Raw genomic sequence first — 20,283 nt, 5'->3', positions numbered from 1 at the left:
CGTCATGGCTGCGCTTGCGGTCTTTGTGCACCCGATCCGCCGGCAGGGGAACCCTGCCCGCCGGTTGGCGCGCCTTCCGAAGGGGCTGCACCGTTGCGCCGCTGCCGGTTCTGGCGGGTGCCGTCCGTTCCGGCGGGTGCTTCCGGCGCCGGGGCGGCCGAGCCGGCTCCGGAGGCATCGCCGCCGCCCTGCTGGTCGCGCCGCCGCCCCTGGCCCTGGCCGGGCTCGCGCGTGCCGCGACGGCCGGGCGCGGTGGCCGGCGGCTGGGCTGCCTCCTCCGGCGTTGAGACGCGCACCTTCGCCTTGTCGGTCAGGCGGGCGAAGCCGGTGGTGACGAGCTTGACCGGCGGCTCGACGCCGGCGGTGATCACGGCGGTCGTCTCGGTCTGCTGGCCGACGGTGACCGCGACCTGCCGCACCGTCTCGTCCTCGTCGACGGCGAAGACGTAGGCACCGTTCGGCCCGCGCTGGATCGCGGCGGTCGGGGCGACCACGACATTCTTCAGTACGTCGACGAAGACCCGGACATTGACGAACTGGCCCGGCCAGAGCTGGAGCCGCTCGTTCGGGAATCGCGCCTTGACCTTGATCGTGCCGGTGGTCTGGTCGACGACGTTGTCGATGACCTCGACGACGCCCTTGTCGATGATCGTCGTGCCGTCGGAATCGAGCGCATCGACCTCGACCGGTCCGCGCGCCACGGCCGCGCTGACGGCGCGAAGCTGCTGCTGCGGCAGGTTGAAGATCATGGCGATCGGCCTGAGCTGGGTGATGACCACGAGGCCGTTCGTATCGGAGGCGCGCACGATATTGCCCTGGTCGACCTGGCGGATGCCGAGCCGGCCGTCGATCGGGGCGCGGACCGTGGTGTAGTCCAGAATGGCCTTGGCGTTGTCGATCGCGCCCTGGTCGGCGCGGACCTGCGCTTCCAGCTGTGCCACCGTGGCGCGCTGGGTGTCCGCCTGCTGGCGCGAGCCGTAATCGGTCTGGGCGAGCTTGGCATAGCGCTCGAGATCGGCGCGGGCATTGGCGAGCTGCGCCTCGTCCTGCGCCTTCTTGGCCATCGCCTGGTCGTATTGCGCCTGGTAGGTCGCCGGATCGACCTTGGCGAGGATATCGCCCTTCTTGACGTCCTGGCCGTCCTTGAAGGCGATTTCGAGCAGCCTTCCGTCGACCTGCGTGCGCACCGTCACGGTGTTCAGCGCCTGGATCGTGCCGACGGCATCGGCCGTGACAGGGACGTCGCCGCGGCGTGCCGCGGTCGCGATCACCGGGATCGGCCCCTCGCCGCCGCCGAAGCGGGCGCGCCTTCCGCCGCGCCCGGCGCCTTGCTGGCCGGTCGAGACGCCGTCGCCGCTCTGGGGCATCCAGCCGCCATTATAGCTATGCCAGCCCCAGGCGGCGGCTATCAGCACGAGAAGGACGAGAAGACGCTTCATTCCGCCGCCTCTGTCGCTGTGATGGCGGCGCGGCGATCAGTCTCGGACCAGCCGCCGCCCAGCGCCTTGAACAGGTCGACATACGCAGTGAGTTTGCGCAGCTTGATCTGCGAGAGCTGATCCTGCGCCTGGAACAGGGTCTGCTGGGTGTTCAGGAGCGTCACGATGTCGATAGTGCCCTCGCGGAGCCGCTGCTCGGTGATGGAATAGGCGCGCCGCGCGGAGGCGACGACTTCCGCCTGCAGGCGTTCATGGCGGGTGTTTTCCTGGATCGCGATCAGCGCATTCTCGACATCGGCAAAGGCGCTGACGATGGTCTTGCGATAGGTCGCGATCAATTCGTCGGCCGTACCGCGTTCGAGTTCGACCCTGGCGCGCAGGTTGCCACCGTCGAGGATCGGCTGGACGAGGCCGGCCGCTGCCGAGGCGAAGGCGGCATCGGGCCGCAGCAGGTTCTTCAGCAATGCGCTTTCGAGCCCGCCCTGGCCGGTCAGGCTGATGCTCGGATAGAGCGCCGCGCGGGCGGCATAGAGCGTCGCCTCCTGCGAGGTCAGCCTGGCTTCGGCCTCGGCGATGTCGGGCCGGCGCTGCAGCAATTGCGAAGGCAGGCCGGCGCGCACGCTCGGCACGGCGATCGCATTCAGGCTGCCGCCCTTGATCGTGATGGCGGCCGGCGTCTCGCCGACGAGGACGGCGAGCGTGACCTTGGCCTGGCGCTGCGCGAGTTCGAGAGCCGGCACGGAGGCCTTCTGCTGCGCCACGACGCTTTCCTGCTGCGCGATGTCGAGCTGGGTCGCGGTGCCCACCGAGAGCCTCGCCTGGATGACCTTGAGCGTCCGCTCGGCGACGGCGATATTCTCGCGGGCGATGCGCAGGCGGTCCTGCGCCTCCAGAACCTGGAAATAGGTCGTGGTCACGCTGGAGATGGCGGTCAGCGCCACCACATCACGGTCGAAGCGCGTCGCCTCGGCCGCGAAACGTCCGGCATCGGCGCTCGCGCGGTTCTTGCCCCAGAAGTCGAGCTCGTAGCTCGCCGAGAGGCCGAGGCTGAACTGGTTGCCGACGCTGTCGCTGAACGGTCCGCGCTTCGAACCCAGCGTGCCGGGCCGCAGGCTGCGCGAGGCATCGCTCGAACCGCTCAGCGTCGGGTAAAGCGCCGCCGCCGAGACGCGCGACTGCGCATCGGCCTGCCGGATCCGCGTCATGGCGATGGCGATGTCGAAATTGGCGCCGGCCGTCCGCTCGATCAGCCGGTCAAGTTCGCGCGAGCGGAACAGGCGCGGCCAGTCCGGCGAGACGGCAGGCGATGCGCGCCGCTCGCCGGAGGCATAGTTGCGCGTAACGGTGACGCCGAGATCGGGGCGCTGGTCGGCCGGCAGGCAGGCACCGAGGCAAAGAGCGATGGCTGTCGCGGAAGAGAGACGGAAAAGCGAATGTCCGACCGCGTGTCCCGCAAGATCACGCCTGTAGTCCGGCACCATTCCGCTCTTCTCCAGCCTCGATTCGAAAGAACGCGGAACACGGCGCGACAGAGCCGCTTCTAGAGCTAACGACGCGAGAGAGAAAGTGAATTTCTCTTCATGTTTGCCACCGGGGCGCCGTTGCCGGTTCGCCGGCATGGGGTCTACGCCGCACGGCGCTTGCAGCCATGACGGGCGGGTCGTGGTTCGCCCGGCTTGCACCGTGCTACACGGGCGCATGGTCGCGCGCTTCACCCTCGTCGAACTCAGCACTGCCCGGCAGGAGATCAAGAAAAGCCGCTTCATCGCGGTGGCCGGCCCGGTTGCGGACGAGGCGGCGGCCAGGGACTTCATCGCCGCACGATCGGACCCGGCGGCCAGTCACAATTGCTGGGCGTGGCGGTTCGGGCAGAGCTACCGGTTCAACGATGACGGAGAGCCGAGCGGCACCGCAGGCAAGCCGATCCTCGCCGCCATAGACGGACAAGGGCTCGACGGCGTCGCCGTCGTCGTCACCCGCTGGTTCGGCGGTGTCCTGCTGGGCAGCGGCGGGTTAATGCGCGCCTATGGCGGGACGGCTGCCCAATGCCTGCGCGAGGCGGCGAAGGTGGCGCTCATCGAGACCGTCCCGGCAACGGTCACATGCGGCTTCGGCGATCTGACCCTGGTCCAGGCGCGGCTTGGTGCCGTGCCGGGCGTGCAGGTGCGGGATCAGGCTTTCACGGATACCGGCGCGGTCCTGGCGGTATCGGCTCCAAAGGCCGAAATCGATGGCGTGACCCGGCTGGTGATGGATCTCACCAGCGGGCGCGCCGTGATCAGATGGGACGAATAGTGGGGTAGCCGCAACGCGGGCTCAACCGAAGTCGAGCCTGGCACGCTGCTGACCGTCTGAGTCGAAGTTTTCGGGAGCAAGCCAGGTTTCGTAGCCCGCCCGGAGGCGCGGCCAGTCGGCGTCGACCATCGCAAACCACGCGGTGTCGCGATTTTGGCCCTTCTGCACCATATGCTGCCGGAAGACGCCCTCCGGCGTGAAGCCGAAGCGCTGCGCCGCGCGCTTCGAGGGCGCGTTGTGGTCGTTGCACTTCCATTCGAACCGGCGATAGCCCAGCGTATCGAAAGCGTAGCGCGCGAAGAGATAGAGCGCCTCCGTCGCGACGCGGCTGCGGGCGATCGCGGGACCCCACAAGATATTGCCGATCTCGATGACGCCGTGCACGGCATCGATCCGCATCAGCGCCTGCCGGCCCTCTGCCCGTCCGGAGTTCCTGTCGACGACTGCGAAGAAGAACGGATCGGCCGAGGCCGAGGCCTTTTCGAGCCACGGGCTGAGCGCCGTCATGTCGGCGGGCGCATCCTCGAACAGGTAACGGAAGCGATCATCCGCTCCGGGTTCGCGGGCTGAGGCGAGCAGGTCGCTCCCGTGCCTGGCGGGATCGAGCGGCTCGAGCCGGGCATAGCGCCCTTCCAGCACAATCCTCTCGGGGCGGGGAACGCCCTTCCAATCCGACAGATCCATGGCGATGCCCTGATTTCATGCGTGGTTGCCTCTGCCGCCGAGGCCGCAGCAGCGCATCACTGGCGGATTTTGTGGTGTGATGTATACTGCCACTTCTTTCAATTTGACCAAACCACTTTGCGATGTGACGATGCCGGCAAAGGCCTTCGCCTGGCGGCCGCTGGACAGGGCGGCCGGCGATCTCGAAGGGCAGCTCTATCGCGGGTTTCGGGATCGCATCCTCGACGGGACGCTGCCGGCCGGGGACCGTCTGCCGTCCTCGCGCGATCTGGCCGTGGCGCTCGGCGTCGCCCGCTCGACCGTGGTCCAGGCCTATGAGCGCCTGAAGGCCGATGGCTATCTCCTGGCGCAGGCAGGCTCGGCCACGCGCGTCGCCGCGATCGGGGCGGGGCCGCTCCCGCTCCTCCTCAAGCCGGCCGCAGGCCTTTCCGAGCCGGTTCGTCAGCCCGCGCCCTCCAGGCTTTTCGAGCCGGGCGTGCCCGACCTCGCGGATTTCCCGCATGCAGGCTGGGCGCGCTATCTCGGTGCGCGGGCCCGTTCCCTGCGCATTCACGACCTCGGATATGGCGAGGCGGACGGCCTTCCGGAGCTGCGGGAGGCGATCCTCGAGCATGTCGCCAAGACGCGAGGTGTTCTTGCCCGGCCGGAGCAGGTCATGATCGTGCCCTCGACCCGGGCGGCCATCAACCTGCTGATCCGTGTGCTGATGCGGCCGGGCGATCCGACCGGCGGCGTGGCCTGGATGGAGGAGCCGGGTTATCCCACGGCACAGGCACTCCTGCGCGAGGCCGGGGCCAGGATCGTCCCCGTGCCTTGCGACGAGGCCGGTATCGACGTCGCGAAGGCTGCCGGGCCGCCGCCGCGCCTGATCTACGTGACGCCCTCGCATCAATACCCGACGGGTGTGACGATGAGCCTGCAACGGCGGCTCGCCTTGCTGGACGCCGCGCAGGCGCATGGTGCCGTCGTGATCGAGGATGATTACGACAGCGAGTTCCAGTACGGCTCGCGGCCGATCGCGGCGCTGCAAGGCATCGATCGTAACGGCCTCGTCGCCTATCTCGGCACCTTCTCCAAGATCTTCGCACCGGGGGTGCGCGTCGCCTATGCGATCGTCCCGGTGCGGTGGCTGGAGGCGTTCTCAGCCGCGCTGCAACTGCAAGGCGCCGTCGTGCCGATCCACATCCAGGCGGCCCTGGCCGATTTCATGCGGGACGGTCGCCTGCGCGGCTATATCCGCAAGATGAAAGCCCTCTACGCCGCACGCATGGCCGCGAGCGTTGCAGCGCTCGAGCAGCATTGCGGCGATGCCTTGCAGATCGGCGCCGGAGCCGGCGGGCTTCAATTGGCGACATGGTTCCGCGATCCGCGTGTCGACGACCGGGCCGTTGCCGAAAGCTTGAAGGCGAATGGCTTTGCGATGCAGCCGATGGCGCGCTTCCATCTGGGGCGAGCGAGGCCGGGCCTGGTTTTCGGCATAGCGCGCGTCGCCCCGGCAACCGTGCAGACCCATGTCGCCGCGCTGGCCGATATCATGCGGCGATCCCGGCCCTCGGTGTGAGCGGCCGATTGACAGTGTTGCATGGATTGCTAATCAGGCTCCCGAGGTAACGTCCTCGATCCCGTGACGGGATTTGAATGTCCGGGAACGGCCCGGCCCTCTTCTCCGGGGCCGGCCCATGACGCGTTCCACGACCAGAATATCGAGCGCCGCGCCGCTGGTTCGGTGGTTCATCTCCTCGGCGACGCTGACCGTTCCCCAGGCGGCCGGCCCTGTCGCCTTCGCGCTGGTCGCCCTTGCTCTTACGGGCGACACCAGTGGCGGGGCGGGGATGATCCTGGCGATGACGCTGGCCCAGGTCGCCGGCGCCATCCCGATCACCCGGGCGGGGCATGGCCTGCCGCCGACGACCTTCCTGCGCCTGCTGGTGATCTTCCGCACGGTGGCCCTCGCTGCCGTCGCCCTGCTGGCGCATTACGCAGCGCCTTTCATCTGGCTGGTGGCGTTCTCGGCGCTCGCGGGGGCGGTGAACGGCGCGGCCTTCGGATACCTGCGGACCGTTCTCAACCAGCTCGCACCACCGGCGAAGCTGCCGAGAGCGCTCGGCATCGCGGCCACGCTCAACGAGGTGACGTTCGTCCTGGCTCCCGTCGCGGCGTCCGGGCTGGGCACCCTGTCGCCCGTGTTCGCCGTTCTGGTCATCGCCGCCCTCGGCGCGATTCCGGCCCTGCTCGTTCCGACCGTCGGGTCGATCGCGACGGAGGAGATGCATCAGGCCGATGCCTCGATCATCAGCCCGGCGATCCTGCTCTGGCTGATCTGCGCGGCGGCGGGCAGCTCGACCGTGGCGGCGCTGGAGATCGGCGCGGTCGCGCTGGCGCTGCATTTCGGCTACGCACCCGCCCTGGCGATCCTTTTCACCGTCCCGCTCTGTATCGCTTCGGTGCTCGGCGGCGTCTGGGTCAGTGTTCGCAACCGCATGGGGAGCCGGCGCGCCGTCCTGATTCAGCTGATGATCATGACGGCCGGTGCCATCCTCGCCGCGCTGCAGATATCGATGACGGTCACGGTCCTCGGCGCGGTGCTGATCGGCGGGGTCCTGGCCCCGCTCGGCACCTATTATTCGCTTGCCCTCGATTCCCTCGCACCTCCCAGGAAGCGGCCCGAGGTCTTCGCTCTGCTGCGGACCGCGAATGCCATCGGGATCATCATCGCCAGCGCGGTCATGACGGCCGTCTCGCTGTCGACGGCCCTGATCGTGGTGAGCTGCCTGATGGTCACGGTCGTGCTCGTCGTCGCCGCCTCCTCGCCACGGAACCGGGACGCGCGGTAGCAGCGCATCGGGCGCCCTGGCCAGATCGGAGCATTGGCTCGCACCGGGAACGATCGCCCGGGTCGTTCGTTGCTCTCCGACGTCCCGCATGCGCGCAATCCCCGGGGGAGCATTCATGGCGCCGCGAGCAATCTGGAAGGGCATCCTCAAGGTCGCTGAAGTCACGTGCCCGGTGGCGCTCTACACCGCTGCGTCGACCAGCGAGCGCATCTCCTTCCATACGCTGAACCGCAAGACCGGCCATCGCGTCCATCGCCAGTTCATCGACGCTGTCACGGGCAAGCCAGTCGAGAAGGAAGACCAGGTCAAGGGCTACGACCGCGGCGATGGCGACTACATCATGCTGGAGCCGGAGGAGATCGCCGAGGCTATTCCTGAAAGCGACAAGACACTCGACGTTGCGACCTTCCTGCCTTGCGACGAGATCGACGACCTGTTCTTCGACCGGCCTTATTATGTGACGCCGAGCACGCCCGTCGCAGCGGAGGCCTTCGCTCTGATCCGCGAGGTCATGGCGAGCCGGGAGGCTGCCGCCCTGGCGCGCACCGTGATCTTCCGGCGGATGCGCTCGATCCTGATCCGGCCGCACGATGCCGGGATGATCGCGACGACCCTCAATTTCGACTATGAGGTGCGTCCCGTGGAGAGCGCCTTCGACGATATCCCGAAGCTGAAGATCGAGGGCGAGATGCTGGAGCTCGCCGAGCACATCATTCGGACCAAGGCCGGCCGCTTCGACCCCAAGGCCTTCGAGGACCGCTACGAGACTGCACTGGCCGAACTGGTCAAGGCGAAGATCGAAGGCCGCAAGATCAAGCCGGTGAAGCGGAGCGAGCCCGCCAAGGTCGTCAATCTGCTCGACGCTCTCAGGCAGAGCGCCAAGCCTGGCAAAAGCGGCAAATCGGCCGACAAGCCGGTGGCCAAGGCCGAGCCGCGGCGCAAGGCGGGCTGATCACTTTCGCGGTTCGAGGCTGCGCTTGAGCGCATCCATGATGCTGATGATATTGCCTTCGCTGGCGGCCGGCGCGGCTTTTCGGGCCGGTTTGCGGCCCTTCTGCTTGGCCTTGATGATATCCAGCAATTCCTCCTGAACCGGATCCTGCACGAGCTCCGGCGACCAGTCCTTCGTGCGCGAGACGATCAGCTTCTCCATGAGCGCGCGCATATCGGGCTCCAGCTTGGCTTTCCCTATGTCGGTGAAATAGTCCCCCTCGTCGCGGACTTCGTCGCCATAGCGCAGCGTCCACAGCACGATGCCCTTGTCGCGCGGCTCCAGCAGCACAGCCCGTTCGCGCCGGTAAAGCACGACGCGGGATATGCCGACGGTCCTGGTCGCTTTCATCGCCTCGCGGATCACGGAAAAGGCTTCGTCGCCGATCTTGCCGTCCGGCACGAGGTAATGCGGCGTGTCGTACCAGATCCAGCCGACGGAGGAGCGCGGCGCGAAGAGCTCGATATCGATGGTGCGCGTGCTCTCCAGCGCCACGGCGTCGAGCTCGTCGTCATCCAGCATGACGTAGTCGTCGTCGCCCTTGGGATAGCCCTTGACCTCGTCGTCATCGCTGACCGGCTTGCCAGTGACCGCATCGACGAAGCGGCTCTGGATGCGATGTCCCGTCTTGCGGTTCAGCGTGTGAAAACGGACTTTCTCGCTCTCGGAGCGTGCCGGCATCATCGCGACCGGGCAGGTCACGAGCGAGAGCTTGAGATAGCCTTTCCAGAATGTCCGTTGCGCCATGGAAGCCTCTCCGATCGGACGCGAAACGCATCGGCTGCCTATCCGTTCCGATGCTGTCGCGCGCAGGTCAGGAACGGCCGAGCTTCCTGATCGCCTCCGCGAGAGGCCGCTCGGCTTCGTCATAGTCCGCCCAGGCCTTGCTCGCGGCCAGCAGCTTCGGAATGGCGCGGATCGTGAACCGGGCTGGGTCGAGCCCGACCTTCACCTGCGGCCAGGTCAGCGGCATCGAGACATGTGCTCCCGGTCTCGCGCGCGGCGATAATGGCGCAACCGCCGTCGCCATCCGGTCGTTGCGGAGATAGTCGAGGAAGATGCGCCCCTCGCGCAGGCGCTTGGCCATGTTCACGACATAGCGCTCGGGCTCGTCCGCTGCGATCTGCCCACAGACACGGCGGGCGAAGTCCTTGGCTGCCGGCCAGTCCGGGGCGTTGCGGCCGGGCTTCGCCAGCGGCGTCACGACATGGAGACCTTTGCCGCCGGTGGTCTTGCAGAAGCTGACGAGGCCGAGCGCATCGAGCCGCTCCTTCATCGTTTTGGCGGCAGCGATCACCGCATCGAAGGAAACGCCCGGTCCCGGATCGAGATCGAAGACCAGCCGCCCAGGAACCTCGGGCTCGCCGGGCCGGCAGTTCCAGGGATGCAGTTCGATCCCGCCGATCTGGGCGGTCGCGATCAGGGCCTGGATCCGGTCGATCTGGAGATAGGGCTTCCTGTCGCCGGAAATCTTGACCAGCTCGAACAGGCTCGACGTTCCCAAACCGGCATGGCGCTGGAAGAAGATCTCGCTCTCGATCCCGTCGGGCGCCCTGAGCAGCGAGCAGGGCCGGCCTTGGATATGCGGCAGCAGCCAGGCCCCGACGGTTTCGAAGTAGCGGGCGAGATCGAGTTTCGTGGCGGGCTCGCCGTCCTCAGCATCGGGCCAAAGCGGCTTGTCGGGCTTGGACAGCGGCACGCCGAGCACATCGACCCGGCCGCCGCGCGCTGGCGCGGGCTTCGGCGGGGCCGTCTTTGCTGCTGGCGCCGGCAGCTCTGTCTCGACCTCCGCCGCCGGCTTGTCCTCGCGCAGGCTCTTGAAGGCGGCCTGGCGGACCATGCCGTCGCCGGTCCAGCCTGCGAATTCGATCTCGGCGACAAGGGCGGGCTCGACCCAATGGACGCCGGCCGCGCGACGCGGGGCGCCTTTGCCGGTGAAGGGCGAGGTTTCGGCCTCATGCTCCTTGAGGCGCGGCAGCAGCTTTTCGACCTTGGCGGCGCCATAGCCGGTGCCGACCCGGCCGATATAGATGAAATGCGGACCGCGATGGACGCCGACGAGAAGCGAACGGAACTTGCCCGCCGTGGTCGCCCAGCCGCCGATGACGACCTCGTGGCCGGCGCGGCATTTCGCCTTCGTCCATGTGTCGCTGCGGCCGGAGATGTAGGGCGCATCGCCTTGCTTGGAGACGATGCCCTCGAGCGACAGGCGGCAGGCGGATTTCAGCACCGCATCGCCGCCGGTCTCGAAATGTTCGACATAACGGAGCGTGACGCCGTCGGCCGCGCCCCGTATCAGCGCAGCCAGTCTTTCCTTGCGGGCAAGGAGTGGCTGCTTGCGCCAATCCTCGCCATCGAGAAAGAGCAGGTCGAAGGCGAAGAAGACGAGGTTCTCGGTCTTCTCCTCTGACAAGGCGGCCTGAAGCGCAGCGAAATCCGGCGCACCATGGTCGTCGAGCGCAACGACCTCGCCATCGATGATGCAGCCCGGCAGCTTCTTGAACGCCTTGGCGACGGCACCGAACCTCCTGGTCCAGTCGAGCCCCTTGCGTGTCTTCAGCGTGATTTTGCCTGCGGCGGCGCGCGCCTGGATGCGGTAGCCGTCGAACTTGATCTCGTGGACCCAGCCCCTACCTGCCGGCGGCCGCTCCACGCTCCGGCAGAGCTGCGGTGGGACGAAGCTGGGCACATCGGCCGCCGCCGCCTTGCGCGCTTTCGGGCGGGCGGCCTCGGCCTTGTTGCGCACCGGCTTGCCTGCGCGCTCCTCGGCCGCCAAGCCCTGCTTGCTGTCCCAGACCGCATTTGCGTCGACCGCCTGCTCGGCCAGGAGGAAGGGCTTGGGCGAGCGCCCGCCTCCGGCCGCGATGGCCTTCATCGTCCGGCCCGAGGCGACCGAAGCGTCGGCCTTCAGGATCGCATCGCCATCGGAATCGACAGCATGGTCGTCGCGGTGCTTGATCAGCAGCCAGTTGGTGCGCTTGCCGCCGTCACGGTCGTGCTTCATCCGCACCAGCACGAAGCTGCCTTGCAGCCGCTTGCCGTCGAGCGTGAACTTGAGGTCGCCCTTCTCGAGCTGGCGCTGCGGGCTGAGCTTGCCTTCGGGCTCCCAATAGCCGCGATCCCAAAGTTGCACCGTGCCGCCGCCATATTGGCCTTTCGGGATCGTCCCCTCGAAATCGCCATAGGCAAGCGGATGGTCCTCGACCTCGACCGCGAGGCGCTTGTCGGCGGGATCGAGCGAGGGGCCGCGCGTCACCGCCCAGGACTTGAAGACGCCGTCGAGTTCCAGCCGGAGATCATAGTGGAGACGCGTCGCGTCATGCTTCTGGATGACGAAGCGAAGGCGGTTTGAAGGAGCCACTGCGATCGAATCGCTCGGCTCCCTGGTCTTCTTGAAATCGCGCTTGGTGCGATAGATCTTCAGCTTTTCCACGAAACACCATCCGATGCGAACCCGCGGAGGGAGGTGAATGAAGATCAGCCGGTGCCAGGCTCGATAAGACGAGCAGGCTTGGTCGACGGGAGAGCGCCGGAACCCGGCGTCGCCTCCGTGTTCGTCTGCGACTCCTGCGCATGGGGGCCGGCGGGAGGCGTGTGCCGGTCCTGCGCGCGCTGCTTCTGATTGCCCTCGGCAATGATCTTCGGACCCTTCATCGCATCGTCAGCAGCGTTTTCGCGCTTTTCGGGCGGCCGCTGGTTCGGCTCGGTCGGGCCGTTGGTGCTGCCATTTCGCTCGTGGTGACGGTCGATCATCGCATGCCCTTTCTGAAAGTGCTGCTGGAGCAACGCTCGCGCGCCCCGATCGTTTCGAAGAACAGCAAAAATGCCCGGCTCCGGGCGGAGCCGGGCTACGCAACCTCGACCGATCAGAGCGCCGGATCGCTCCGCAGGTTCTCGTCGCGATGCTCGCCGCCGAGCATGGCCGCCCAGGCCGCCGCCGCCGCACCGACCAGCAGCGCAGCCGCCGTCAGGAAGGCGGTCAGAACAGCAATCTTGCGCGCACGCTCCGCTGCCTGCTTGGCGGTTTCCTTGGCCTGCGAGATCCGGGCATAGGCATCGTCGATGCGCTTCTGCGCATCCTGCTCGCTGATGCCGGAACGCGCGGCGAGCCGCGAAGCAAGATAGTCCCGGTCACCTTGCTCGATCTTGCCGTTCTTCAGCGCGTTGATGAAGATCCTGGAGGCTTCGTCGCGCTCCTCTGCGGTCGGCGGCTGCTGACCATTCGCGCGCATGACATTGTCGAGCGCCATCGCGAGCGGGTCGATATTCTGCGAGACCAGTGATGCCGCGCCGGAGCTGGCGCTGGCGACGCCGCTGGCCGCCGTCTTCGCCGCACCGAACAGCGACGAGGTCGCGACGACGGTGATCAGCAGCGCGCCGGTCGCCCAGACGAGCAGGCCATGGGTGGCATCCCGCACCTTGCGTTCCTCGCCATTGGCATCGAAGCTCGGCTGGCGCATCCGCCCCGCGAGGTAGCCGCCGGCCATGGTCGCCGAAGCCATGACCCAGAGCGCCCACAGAGCGCCTGCAACCGCCAGCGCCGTGGCGCTGGAGCTCTTCTCGAAATCGGCGGAGACCATCGACAGGCCGATCGCCGAGCCGAAGACCGTCATGATGGTCGAGATGGCGGTCGCGATCACCGCGCCGCCGATGATCGGCCCCCACTGCACATAGGAGTGGCTCTCCTTGTTGACGGTCACGGGGGCGACGACGACGTCCGTTCCAGACATGGACATGGGAGAATTCCTATCGAAGACCGAGGAATGACAGGATGGCCATGATGACCACCACGAGACCGACGAGGTAGATGATGCTGTCCATGAGCCCCTCCTGCTGATGAGCGAAAGTGAGGGCGAAACGGCTGGCGCTGCGGATAGGTTCCTGAAGCTCTCGCGGCAGGACGGATCAATTGGTGATGGAGTCTGCGCTTCCTCACCGCCGGGGCGCAGGCCGTCACATCCGCGATGACGAGAGCCGGATGTCGGCGGTGCTATCGATGCCCGAATGAAGGAGCAGGGCAGGGAGCGCGACGACGTCGAGCTTGTGCTGGCTCGTCTCCCGGAAGGCAGCAACCGTCGTGCTCCCGGCCGTGGTGAAGCATTACCTGGCGGCGATCGAGACGCTCGCCGAAACAGTCCGCGCCAACGCGGCGTTCGCAGCGGAATCAAAAACCGCCCTGCGCGACCTGATCGCGACAGTGACGGTTCATCCGGCCGAGGCCGGAACAGCTCCAGAGATTTTGATCGAAGGCCACCTGACGAAGATGATCGGCGGCGATCATTTCCCCACCCGCCAAGCTTGGGGGAGGAGATGGTAGCGGGAGAGGGACTTGAACCCCCGACACGCGGATTATGATTCCGCTGCTCTAACCAGCTGAGCTACCCCGCCACAGGGTCGGAACCGGCAGAGCCGGCTCGTCGTCGAGGCGCGATATAGGCGTCGTGAGCGGGGTGCGTCAAGCCTTGGATTGCGCGTTATCGGCAGAAGCCAGCTTGCGCAGCCGGACGACCTTGAAATAGCCGCGCCCGACATGGGCCGTCTCGTAGCGGCCCGTCGCTTGCGCCCAGTCGGTCAGCCGGCTGACCTTGAAGTCGGAGCTCCAGCCGATCGCCTTCGACAAGGGCGCGACCGCGCTCCAGAACGGCGCGAGCAGGCCGCCATCGTCGACGAGACGGCTCGATATGATGATCTCGCCGCCGGGCTTGAGGACGCGATCCATCTCGGCCAGCGCCTGCTCCGGATCGGGGACGAGCGTGATCACGAATTGCGCGGTGACCGCATCGAAGCATTCCTTCCCGAAACCGAGCCGGCAGGCATCCATCACCATCAGCCCGTGGACATGGTCGAGCTTCTGGCTCTCGACCTTGCGGTGGGCGACCTTGAGCATGTCGAGCGACAGGTCGGCGCCGAAGACGCGCGAGTCCGGCGTGAAATAGGGCAGGGTGAGGCCGGTGCCGACGCCGATCTCGAGGATGTCCGGGCCGCAGGCACAGGCCGCTTCGACCGCCTCGCGCTGCGGGCGCGCCAGCATGCGCTGATAGATCCGGTCGTAGAACTTGGCCCAGGTCGCATAGACGCGCTTCTGGCCGTCGAGGTCGTAGGTCACCGGCATGGTCTGGAGTCCGAACGGAAGAGCGGGGCCTGAGCGATCAGGACAGGGCGAGCGCGGCCGGTGAGGGCGCGGCCGGCAAGGCGAGTGGGCGGCGCAGGATGGTGCCGCCGCCCAGCACGCGGGAGCCGGGTCCGGCATCGGCGTAGATCACGCAGGCCTGACCGGGCGAAACGCCCTCCTCGTCGCTGGCGAGTTCGATGCGCAGGCCGTCCTCGTCGCGGAAGAGGCGGGCTTCGCGCGGGGCGCGGGTCGAGCGGACGCGCACGGCGACGTCGAGCCCTTCCTGCGGCAGGGCGTCGAGCGGCATCTCGCCAAGCCAGTTGAGATCGCGCAGGCGGATTTCGCCGACGCTCAGCGCCTCGCGCGGGCCGACGATGACACGGGCGTCGTCGGCATCGAGACGCAGGACATAGAGCGGCTCGCTCGCGCTGATGCCGAGCCCCTTGCGCTGGCCGACGGTGTAGTGGAGCACGCCGTCATGATGGCCGAGGATGCGGCCGTCGAGATGAACGATGTCGCCGGGGCGGGCGGCGCCGGGCTTCAGCCGCTCGATGACGTCGGCATAGCGGCCGTTCGGCACGAAGCAGATATCCTGGCTGTCGGGCTTGTCGGCGATGGCGAGGCCGAGCTCGGCGGCGAGCGCACGGGTCTGCGCCTTGTCGATATGGCCGAGCGGGAAGCGCAGCAGGTCGAGCTGCTCCTGCGTCGTGGCGTAGAGGAAATAGCTCTGGTCGCGGCTCGCATCCGCCGCGCGGAACAGGCCGCGATGGCCGTCGCCGAGGTCGCGGCTGAGCACGTAATGGCCGGTCGCCAGCGCGTCTGCGCCGAGCTCCTTGGCGAGATCGAGCAAGTCGCGGAACTTCACGGTGCGGTTGCACTCGACGCAGGGGATTGGCGTCTCGCCGGCAAGGTAGCTTTCGGCGAAGCGCTCGATCACCGCATCGCGGAAGCGGCTTTCGTAGTCGAGCACGTAATGCGGGATGCCGATCGTCTCGGCGACACGGCGGGCGTCGTGGATGTCCTGACCGGCGCAACAGGCGCCGGCGCGATGCACCGCGGCGCCGTGATCGTAGAGCTGGAGCGTGACGCCGACGACGTCATAGCCCTCGCGCTTGAGCAGGGCCGCGACCACCGAGGAATCGACGCCGCCGGACATCGCCGCGACGACGCGTGTCGCCGCGGGCGGCTTGGCGATGTCGAGGGAATTGCGGAAAGCGGTCATTCTCGGCTGGGTCGTCGCTGGCTCGGGGGCTGGCGCGGGCATTCGGCGCATCTGCGGGCTCTATACCGGCTTTGGCCGGGCGCCGCCAGCAGGATCGGCAAATCCTGCCGGCCTGGGTCGGGAAACCGGGCTCATCTTGCCCGCCTGCCGCGGGGCATCGGCGCTAAGGCCTTGATTCAGAAAGGGCCGTTTCTGGCTTGCAACTTGCTGGGCTGGGTCGGGCGCGTTGTTGCCCGCGTCACGGGACCGTTCATGCCGATCCAGTCTGTGTTCACCCATCAGGCCTCTGCCGAAGCGCCGGCCACCCGGTCGCGCGCCGGGCAGGCGGAGCCGCAGGAGGCTGGCGAGATCTTCGTTCTGCCGGAGGCGGAGGCGACTGTTGCGGGGACGGTGAAGGCCGCGGCGGCCGCGAAGGTCGCTGCCACGGCGGAACCGGCTGCGACCAACGAGATCAGCGGCGCCGACCAGATCGTCGACCCCGCGAAGGTGAGCGCGCGGCTGGACGGGCTCCAGCCGGCTGCCGTGCCGGCGGCGCCTGCTCCGGCGGGCAAGCCTGCGCCGCAAGCGGCGAAGGCCGATGCGAGCGGGATCGCGTTCCTGATCGCGATGGCGGCCGCCCAGGCAGATGTCCGGACCGAAGCTGCCGGCGAGGAACCGGCGGCGGAGCCCGGGGAGGTTGCGGGCGAGGTCCGCGAGGGCGCGACCAAGAAAGACGGCAAGGCGGCCGTCGAGGACAAGGGTGAGATCGCGGCGGCGGCTGCCGCTCCGGTGGCCGAAAGTCCTGCCGCGGCGACGCCGGCGGTGGTCATGATCGCACCCGCTCTGCTTCCGCCGGGGCCATCGATCGCCATCGATGCTGCTGCGGACGATGCTGCGGAAGCGGTGTCGAGCGAGGGCGCGACGAAGACGGGCGCAGCGAAGCTGGCGCTTGCCGCAGCAACCGCGGGGCTGCCGCTGATTGCGGCCGCGGCGCCGGAACAGCCGCAGGCGGGGATCGCCGCGGCTGCCGAGGGCAAGGCTGCGGCAGGTGGCGTGCAGGCTGTCGGAACGGCCGGGCAAGGTGCGCAGGAATTTGCGGACGTCCTCGCCAAAGCCGACCAGCCGGCTGCCGCCAAGGGTGCGCAGGCTCCCGCCGAGGCCAAGGCGCTCGACGCTCTTCAGCAGCAGCCGGCCGCCCCGTTCGATCTCTCGACCCTGCTGCAGCAGGCGCCCGGAAAATCCGGGCATGACCGGTTGCTTCAGCCCTTCGATCCGAGTGCTGCGCCGGGCGCGGCTCCCGGCGCTCCGGGGCAGAGCGCGGCGAACGGCCAGCCGACGCCGATCCATGTCGTGCCGATCGAGATCGGCCTGCGCGCGATGTCGGGCTCGCGGCAGTTCGATATCCGGCTCGATCCCGATGAGCTCGGCCGCGTCGACGTCAACCTGTCGATTTCCGACGCGGGCGAGGTCAGCGCCAGGCTGGTTGTCGACCGCGTCGAGACGCTTCACCTCCTGCAGCGCGATGCGCGCACGCTGGAACGCGCCTTCGAGCAGGCCGGGTTGAAACCGTCCGATGGCGGCGTCGATATCACCCTGCGCGACCCGTCCGACCAATCGGCCTTCCGCCAGAACCGCCAGCAGGACGAGGCGCCGCAGCGCCCGCGCCAGCCGAACGGCAGCGAACTCGCCGAGGACGTCCCCCTTTCGATCGACCCCGCCCCGCAGCGCCGTCTCATCCGGCTCGGCGGCGTCGATCTCAGCATCTGAACGAGGACCAGCGCCATGGCGGTTTCCGGAACCAGCGGCACATCGGGCAGCAGCACCAGCGGCGTGACCGGCTCCACGAGCGGGATCGCCAATAATTTCGACCAGTTCCTGACGTTGCTGACGACGCAGCTCAAGAACCAGTCGCCGCTGGACCCGCTCGACACCAACCAGTTCACGGCTCAGCTCGTGCAATTCGCTGGCGTCGAGCAGCAGCTCCGGACCAACGAGACGCTCGGCTCCCTGCTCAGCCTCAGCGCCGCGGGGACGGCGACGAACGCGGTCGGCTTCATCGGCGCCACGGTCACCGCCGATGGCACGACGACCCGGCTGATCGAGGGCAAGGCCGACTGGAAGGTGAACATGGCCTCGGCTGGCACCGCCACGATCACCATCAAGGATTCGAAGGGCAGCGTCGTCCAGACCCTCACCAAGACGCTGACCGCCGGCGACCAGACTTATAGCTGGGATGGCTCGACCTCGGTCGGCACCACGGCGCCGGACGGCGAATACAGCATCACGATCGATGCCAAGAACGTCGCCGGCGAGAGCGTCACGGCGAAGACGCAGATCAGCGGCGTGGTCGACGGCGTCGACTTCACCTCGTCGATCCCGATGCTCAAGATCGGCTCGATCAGCATCCCGATCGACAAGGTCAAGAGCGTGGTCCGCAGCGAGTGACCGGCTGCGAATCAGTCGTGGACATCCGGAGCGATCGTTTTAGCCAATTCTTAAAGCCGCCCGCCTATGATGCCCTCAGTAGCTCTGTTGAGTTGTGTGAGAGTACCATGACCGAGCCATTGCGACCGCGGGTGAAATACGTGATCGGACCGGACGGAAGTCCGCTGACGATCGCGGACTTGCCCCCGATGAATACCCGGCGCTGGGTCATCCGGCGAAAGGCAGAGGTGGTGGCAGCCGTGCGCGGCGGGCTGCTCAGCCTCGAAGAGGCGTGCCAGCGCTATACGCTGACCGTCGACGAGTTCCTGAGCTGGCAGATGTCGATCGACCAGCATGGCCTCGCCGGCCTGCGGACGACCCGGATTCAGCATTACCGCCAGTAAGAAACAGATATTCACGTTTCTTTTCAAAGGCGTCGGCCCGAACAGGGCCGGCGCCTTTGGCGTTTGCGCGAACCTCCGCCTGGAAAGTTTAACGACCCGCATCCAAAAATTAACCGGCCGCTAACCATGCACTGGGAAAAACTTGCCTAGTGGGTCGGAGCAGGTGCGCCGTCCCTGCGATTCTGTGGGACGGATGACGGCGTGAGCGGCCTGATCGAGCAGTTTGCCAAATTCGGCGCGGCGCGCCTGGCGGCCATGCTGGCCGTCACGCTGGTGCTCGTCGGCTTCTTCGGCTTCGTCATGCTCAAGATGTCCCAGCCGGCGATGAGCGTGCTGTTCGCGGACCTCGGGAGCCAGGACGTCAGCGCCATCCTCAAGGATCTCGACGCCCGCGGCATCAAGTACGAATTGCGCGGCGACGGCCAGACCGTGCTGGTGCCGAAGGCCGACGTGCCGCGCCTGCGCCTTGACCTCGCCAGCAAGGGCATCCCTGCCGGCGGCGGCGTCGGCTACGAGATCTTCGACAAGGGCGATGCCTTCTCCTCGACCAGCTTCGTCCAGAACATCAACCACCTCCGAGCGCTGGAAGGCGAATTGTCGCGCACGATCCGTTCGATCGGGCGGGTGCAGGCCGCGCGCGTCCATCTCGTCATTCCCGAGCGGCGGCTGTTCGAGCGCGATCGCGAGGCGCCGCGCGCCTCGATCGCGCTCAAGCTCGCAGGCGATCTCGATGCAGCGCAGGTCCGGGCCGTGCGCCATCTCGTCGCCTCGGCCGTCGATGGGCTGAAGCCGGAGCGGGTGTCGATCGTCGACGAGCGCGGCAGGCTTCTGGCGGACGGTGCCCAGAGCGACCAGGGCCTGATCGGGCTCGGCATCGAGGAGCGCCAGACCGCGATCGAGAAGCGCCTCAAGGCGCAGGTCGAGGATATCGTCGCCAGCGTCGTCGGCTACGGCCGGGCGCGGGTGCAGGTCTCGGCCGCGCTCGACACCAACCGCGTCGAGAGCCGCTCCGAGAGCTTCGACCCGGAAAGCCGGGTCCTGCGTTCCAGCCAGAACCGGACCGAGGCCTCGACGACGAACGAGGGCGGCAACGGCACGGTGACCGTCGGCAACGAATTGCCGGGTGCGCAACAGGCGCAAGGCGCGCAGCAGAACCAGCGCGAGAATTCCTCGAAGAACGAGGAAGTCGCCAATTACGAGATCTCGCGCACGACCCGCACCGAGGTGCTGGAGGGCGGGCGGGTCAAGAAGCTCTCGGTCGCCGTCCTCGTCGACGGCAACTACAGCCGCAGCCCGGCCGGCGAATTGTCCTACCAGCCCCGCAACAACGAAGAGCTGGAGCGGATCGGCGAGCTGGTGCGCACCGCCGTCGGCTTCGACCAGGGGCGCGGCGACAAGGTCGAGGTCGTCAACCTGCGCTTCGCCGAGGCGCCGCCGCCGCCGGCCGAACTGGCCGAGCAGACGCTGATGCAGCAGCTCACCTCCTTCACCAGGGAGGATCTCGTCCGTTTCGCCGAGCTCGGCGTGATCTCGCTCTTGACCCTGATCGTGCTGATGACCGTGGTGCGCCCGCTGCTGAAGCAGGTGCTGGCCTCCGACAACGGCAATGTCCGCGCGATTCCCTCCTTCATGCGCAATGGCACGGTCCTCGCGGGCCCGCCCGGCGCGACGGGAGACCCGGCCGGCAGCGGGCGGGCGGTGGCCATGGCTGGTTCCGATGCCGAGGCGCTGGCCGTGGAAATGGACCCGGCGCCCTCCGAGCGGATGCTGGCGATCGCCCAGGTCAAGGGGCAGCTCAAGGCGCAATCCGTGGAAAAGATCGGGGCTCTGGTCTCGCAGAACCCGTCCGATTCGGTGGCGGTGCTGCGGAGCTGGATCCACGAGAAGTCGGCAGCGTGA

At 67.6% G+C, this 20,283-nt stretch carries 18 protein-coding genes and 1 tRNA gene; 9 read left to right on the top strand and 10 right to left on the bottom strand.

The window, feature by feature from the left end; all coding sequences use genetic code 11:
* Positions 1-2: 2 nt before the first annotated feature.
* Positions 3-1,439, bottom strand: coding sequence for an efflux RND transporter periplasmic adaptor subunit (locus FHT98_RS05755; protein WP_142113030.1), 1,437 nt, complete (start codon positions 1,437-1,439; stop codon positions 3-5).
* Positions 1,436-2,920 carry an efflux transporter outer membrane subunit gene (locus tag FHT98_RS05750; protein ID WP_142113028.1) on the bottom strand — a complete coding sequence of 495 codons (1,485 nt, stop codon included), beginning with the start codon at positions 2,918-2,920 and terminating at the stop codon, positions 1,436-1,438. Before FHT98_RS05750 ends, FHT98_RS05755 begins: the two co-directional genes overlap by 4 nt.
* A gap of 217 nt (positions 2,921-3,137) precedes the next feature.
* On the opposite strand from FHT98_RS05750, the gene FHT98_RS05745 reads away from it, so the two are divergent.
* Positions 3,138-3,734 carry an IMPACT family protein gene (locus tag FHT98_RS05745; RefSeq protein ID WP_185745077.1) on the top strand — a complete coding sequence of 199 codons (597 nt, stop codon included), beginning with the start codon at positions 3,138-3,140 and terminating at the stop codon, positions 3,732-3,734.
* 21 nt (positions 3,735-3,755) lie between these two features.
* On the opposite strand, the gene FHT98_RS05740 is transcribed toward FHT98_RS05745, so the two are convergent.
* Positions 3,756-4,418 (bottom strand): GNAT family N-acetyltransferase, encoded by a 663-nt coding sequence (locus FHT98_RS05740; protein ID WP_142113026.1) that lies wholly within the window; start codon positions 4,416-4,418, stop codon positions 3,756-3,758.
* A gap of 130 nt (positions 4,419-4,548) precedes the next feature.
* On the opposite strand from FHT98_RS05740, the gene pdxR reads away from it, so the two are divergent.
* The 3 genes from pdxR to ku (FHT98_RS05725) all read left to right on the top strand — a co-directional run bounded on the left by pdxR (position 4,549) and on the right by ku (FHT98_RS05725) (position 8,204).
* Complete coding sequence (gene pdxR, locus FHT98_RS05735; protein WP_142113024.1) at positions 4,549-5,979, top strand: MocR-like pyridoxine biosynthesis transcription factor PdxR; 1,431 nt, start codon at positions 4,549-4,551, stop codon at positions 5,977-5,979.
* A gap of 118 nt (positions 5,980-6,097) precedes the next feature.
* Positions 6,098-7,252 (top strand): MFS transporter, encoded by a 1,155-nt coding sequence (locus tag FHT98_RS05730; protein ID WP_142113022.1) that lies wholly within the window; start codon positions 6,098-6,100, stop codon positions 7,250-7,252.
* A gap of 115 nt (positions 7,253-7,367) precedes the next feature.
* Positions 7,368-8,204 (top strand): non-homologous end joining protein Ku, encoded by an 837-nt coding sequence (ku, locus tag FHT98_RS05725; RefSeq protein ID WP_142113020.1) that lies wholly within the window; start codon positions 7,368-7,370, stop codon positions 8,202-8,204.
* On the opposite strand, the gene ku (FHT98_RS05720) is transcribed toward ku (FHT98_RS05725), so the two are convergent.
* The 4 genes from ku (FHT98_RS05720) to FHT98_RS05705 form a co-directional block, all read right to left on the bottom strand.
* Positions 8,205-8,990, bottom strand: coding sequence for a non-homologous end joining protein Ku (gene ku, locus FHT98_RS05720; RefSeq protein WP_142113018.1), 786 nt, complete (start codon positions 8,988-8,990; stop codon positions 8,205-8,207). It abuts the gene before it with no gap.
* A 67-nt stretch (positions 8,991-9,057) separates the two neighbouring features.
* Positions 9,058-11,676, bottom strand: coding sequence for a DNA ligase D (ligD, locus tag FHT98_RS05715; protein ID WP_142113016.1), 2,619 nt, complete (start codon positions 11,674-11,676; stop codon positions 9,058-9,060).
* A 44-nt stretch (positions 11,677-11,720) separates the two neighbouring features.
* Entirely contained in the window at positions 11,721-11,996 is a 276-nt protein-coding gene (locus tag FHT98_RS05710; RefSeq protein ID WP_142113014.1) for a hypothetical protein, read from the bottom strand.
* Between the two features lie 113 nt (positions 11,997-12,109).
* Positions 12,110-12,979, bottom strand: coding sequence for a hypothetical protein (locus FHT98_RS05705; protein ID WP_091857097.1), 870 nt, complete (start codon positions 12,977-12,979; stop codon positions 12,110-12,112).
* A 305-nt stretch (positions 12,980-13,284) separates the two neighbouring features.
* Here FHT98_RS05705 and FHT98_RS05700 point away from each other — a divergent pair, with 305 nt between their 5' ends.
* On the top strand, positions 13,285-13,560 hold the full coding sequence (locus FHT98_RS05700; RefSeq protein WP_091857098.1) for a hypothetical protein: 276 nt from the start codon (positions 13,285-13,287) through the stop codon (positions 13,558-13,560).
* Here FHT98_RS05700 and FHT98_RS05695 read toward each other — a convergent pair.
* The 3 genes from FHT98_RS05695 to mnmA all read right to left on the bottom strand — a co-directional run bounded on the left by FHT98_RS05695 (position 13,555) and on the right by mnmA (position 15,577).
* Positions 13,555-13,631: transfer RNA gene (locus tag FHT98_RS05695), tRNA-Met, on the bottom strand. The genes FHT98_RS05700 and FHT98_RS05695 overlap by 6 nt on opposite strands.
* 67 nt (positions 13,632-13,698) lie before the next feature.
* On the bottom strand, positions 13,699-14,355 hold the full coding sequence (locus tag FHT98_RS05690; protein WP_142113012.1) for a class I SAM-dependent methyltransferase: 657 nt from the start codon (positions 14,353-14,355) through the stop codon (positions 13,699-13,701).
* Positions 14,356-14,392: 37 nt separating this feature from the next.
* Positions 14,393-15,577: a tRNA 2-thiouridine(34) synthase MnmA gene (gene mnmA / locus FHT98_RS05685; RefSeq protein WP_091856196.1), complete on the bottom strand. Its 1,185-nt coding sequence runs from the start codon at positions 15,575-15,577 to the stop codon at positions 14,393-14,395.
* A gap of 252 nt (positions 15,578-15,829) precedes the next feature.
* On the opposite strand from mnmA, the gene fliK reads away from it, so the two are divergent.
* From fliK to fliF, 4 genes are all read left to right on the top strand, one after another.
* Complete coding sequence (fliK, locus tag FHT98_RS05680; RefSeq protein WP_142113010.1) at positions 15,830-17,323, top strand: flagellar hook-length control protein FliK; 1,494 nt, start codon at positions 15,830-15,832, stop codon at positions 17,321-17,323.
* A gap of 15 nt (positions 17,324-17,338) precedes the next feature.
* On the top strand, positions 17,339-18,001 hold the full coding sequence (locus FHT98_RS05675; RefSeq protein ID WP_142113008.1) for a flagellar hook assembly protein FlgD: 663 nt from the start codon (positions 17,339-17,341) through the stop codon (positions 17,999-18,001).
* Between the two features lie 107 nt (positions 18,002-18,108).
* Positions 18,109-18,384: a CtrA inhibitor SciP gene (sciP, locus tag FHT98_RS05670; protein ID WP_038359348.1), complete on the top strand. Its 276-nt coding sequence runs from the start codon at positions 18,109-18,111 to the stop codon at positions 18,382-18,384.
* Positions 18,385-18,585: 201 nt separating this feature from the next.
* On the top strand, positions 18,586-20,283 hold the full coding sequence (gene fliF, locus FHT98_RS05665) for a flagellar basal-body MS-ring/collar protein FliF (RefSeq protein WP_082617559.1): 1,698 nt from the start codon (positions 18,586-18,588) through the stop codon (positions 20,281-20,283).

Origin of the sequence: Allobosea sp. AK1, assembly GCF_006714945.1 — a bacterium.
In the GTDB taxonomy this organism is placed as follows: domain Bacteria; phylum Pseudomonadota; class Alphaproteobacteria; order Rhizobiales; family Beijerinckiaceae; genus Allobosea; species Allobosea robiniae.
Note: the sequence above shows the minus strand (reverse complement) of the source record. Positions and strands in the feature narration are given on the sequence as shown.

What these genes read in the sequence shown, in the direction of transcription:
- FHT98_RS05690 (WP_142113012.1), bottom strand. Translation starts at nt 14,355, where the DNA reads ATGCCGGTGACCTACGACCTCGACGGCCAGAAGCGCGTCTATGCGACC.
- pdxR (WP_142113024.1), top strand. Translation starts at nt 4,549, where the DNA reads ATGCCGGCAAAGGCCTTCGCCTGGCGGCCGCTGGACAGGGCGGCCGGC.
- FHT98_RS05710 (WP_142113014.1), bottom strand. Translation starts at nt 11,996, where the DNA reads ATGATCGACCGTCACCACGAGCGAAATGGCAGCACCAACGGCCCGACC.
- FHT98_RS05740 (WP_142113026.1), bottom strand. Translation starts at nt 4,418, where the DNA reads ATGGATCTGTCGGATTGGAAGGGCGTTCCCCGCCCCGAGAGGATTGTG.
- FHT98_RS05705 (WP_091857097.1), bottom strand. Translation starts at nt 12,979, where the DNA reads ATGTCCATGTCTGGAACGGACGTCGTCGTCGCCCCCGTGACCGTCAAC.
- ku (WP_142113018.1), bottom strand. Translation starts at nt 8,990, where the DNA reads ATGGCGCAACGGACATTCTGGAAAGGCTATCTCAAGCTCTCGCTCGTG.
- FHT98_RS05675 (WP_142113008.1), top strand. Translation starts at nt 17,339, where the DNA reads ATGGCGGTTTCCGGAACCAGCGGCACATCGGGCAGCAGCACCAGCGGC.
- sciP (WP_038359348.1), top strand. Translation starts at nt 18,109, where the DNA reads ATGACCGAGCCATTGCGACCGCGGGTGAAATACGTGATCGGACCGGAC.
- FHT98_RS05750 (WP_142113028.1), bottom strand. Translation starts at nt 2,920, where the DNA reads ATGGTGCCGGACTACAGGCGTGATCTTGCGGGACACGCGGTCGGACAT.
- FHT98_RS05730 (WP_142113022.1), top strand. Translation starts at nt 6,098, where the DNA reads ATGACGCGTTCCACGACCAGAATATCGAGCGCCGCGCCGCTGGTTCGG.
- ku (WP_142113020.1), top strand. Translation starts at nt 7,368, where the DNA reads ATGGCGCCGCGAGCAATCTGGAAGGGCATCCTCAAGGTCGCTGAAGTC.
- FHT98_RS05755 (WP_142113030.1), bottom strand. Translation starts at nt 1,439, where the DNA reads ATGAAGCGTCTTCTCGTCCTTCTCGTGCTGATAGCCGCCGCCTGGGGC.
- FHT98_RS05745 (WP_185745077.1), top strand. Translation starts at nt 3,138, where the DNA reads ATGGTCGCGCGCTTCACCCTCGTCGAACTCAGCACTGCCCGGCAGGAG.
- mnmA (WP_091856196.1), bottom strand. Translation starts at nt 15,577, where the DNA reads ATGACCGCTTTCCGCAATTCCCTCGACATCGCCAAGCCGCCCGCGGCG.
- fliK (WP_142113010.1), top strand. Translation starts at nt 15,830, where the DNA reads ATGCCGATCCAGTCTGTGTTCACCCATCAGGCCTCTGCCGAAGCGCCG.